The sequence below is a fragment of the Halomonas sp. PBN3 genome, assembly GCF_000475415.1.
GTDB classification, from domain to species: domain Bacteria; phylum Pseudomonadota; class Gammaproteobacteria; order Pseudomonadales; family Halomonadaceae; genus Halomonas; species Halomonas shengliensis.
The window spans coordinates 1-409 of the sequence record NZ_AXCA01000063.1; the positions used below are offsets into that span (position 1 = coordinate 1).

The window sequence follows — 409 nt, forward strand, 5'->3', positions numbered from 1 at the left end:
TCAGATTCTTGCCCCTTTGAGGGGCTAACAATATAAAGCCCCCGGCTTTGCCGGGGGATACTTACTAAGGTAATCCCCCGGCTTTGCCGGGGGACTACCCGAGGTTTGACCGTGTGATGCGGTCAAAGGGAACCTCCAATCTCGGCCAAGAGATAGGAAGTTCCCAATGAGAGAGTACCAGAGTCTTGCTCACACAACATGGAACTGCAGGTATCATGTCGTGTTCATCCCCAAAAAGCGAAAGAAGGCGATCTTTGGTGGTATCCGAAAACACCTTGGTGAGGTGTTCCATGAGCTGGCAAGACAGAAGGAGTGCCAGATCGTAGAGGGGCACCTGATGCGTGATCACGTTCACATGTGTATCAGCATCCCTCCGAAGCACTCGGTGTCACATGTGGTTGGCTACATC

1 protein-coding gene is annotated in these 409 nt (G+C 52.3%); it reads left to right on the forward strand.

What is annotated here, in order from left to right:
• Positions 1-166: 166 nt before the first annotated feature.
• Positions 167-409: IS200/IS605 family transposase (gene tnpA, locus Q673_RS35875; protein WP_023004969.1), on the forward strand; the 243-nt coding region annotated here is incomplete at its 3' end.